This is a genomic window from Vibrio sp. D173a (assembly GCF_030248475.1).
Genome location: NZ_JAHGAH010000833.1, coordinates 1 through 822, shown reverse-complemented (window position 1 = coordinate 822; position 822 = coordinate 1). Strand labels below are relative to the sequence as shown.

Annotated in this window: 2 pseudogenes; one reads left to right on the top strand and one right to left on the bottom strand. The window is 41.0% G+C overall.

Annotation, left to right across the window (positions count from 1 at the left end):
- Positions 1-30 precede the first annotated feature (30 nt).
- Positions 31-314, top strand: a pseudogene (locus tag KIV40_RS29640) (type II toxin-antitoxin system RelE/ParE family toxin).
- A gap of 141 nt (positions 315-455) precedes the next feature.
- Here the strand turns inward: KIV40_RS29640 and KIV40_RS29635 are convergent.
- A pseudogene (locus KIV40_RS29635) lies at positions 456-656 on the bottom strand (tol-pal system YbgF family protein); the annotation flags it as partial.
- Between the last annotated feature and the right edge of the window lie 166 nt (positions 657-822).

Here is an 822-nt window from a genome sequence, read left to right as displayed (position 1 = left end):
GAAGACTTTTTAAATGCCTTATAACCAACTATGCAAAATAATAAATACAAACTGAGTAAGTTAGCTCAGACTCATTTACTGAAAATCAAAAGCTATACCGTTAACAATTTCTCTGAGATGCAGTGGCTAAGTTACTAGCTGGTTTTCAAATGCTTGCTGATAACCCAGCTGTTGGTCGCAGTTGTAATGAGATATATCCAGGCGGGTTCTATTTCCCTGTAGGCAAGCATGCTGCTTATTTTACAAAAGAAGATGGCTTCATTTTGGTTGTAGCTGTACTCAGCCAGTCACAACTTCCTCAGAATCACTTGTAACTAAGAAACCACCCTAAACTGTTGTGATATAAACGCTAATGACAAACTAGAAAGAGGCTCAAATAAAAACCATCTAATAAATGTTCTGGTTTTGCGTTTATTACGCGACTAGCTTTAAAAACTGCCTTACGCTTGTTGAGTCTGATTTTCAACAGAGTTGGGGTACTCGCTTAGCGTTTGTTCGAAGTAGGTTAGTGCCTTCGAATACATACCTAGACTTCGATAAGTACTCGCTAGCCCAAACAAAGCATCAAACCTTTCTACCGACGATAATGAGCCTGAAAGAGAAGATAGATAGTGCTCGATCGCTTGTTGCTCTTTGCCCTCATTGTCGTATGACCATTTGGATATGAGTTTGTCTGACCTGACAGAAGCCATCCAGCAGCACCCATCGATCGTTTCTTCAACCAACTAGATGCGCTGAATATGGAGCTTAACTTTTCGTTTGAGACTTAAACGGAGTACATCACCGTTGCTTCGCCATCGACTGCGACTTCACCCTTCGCGT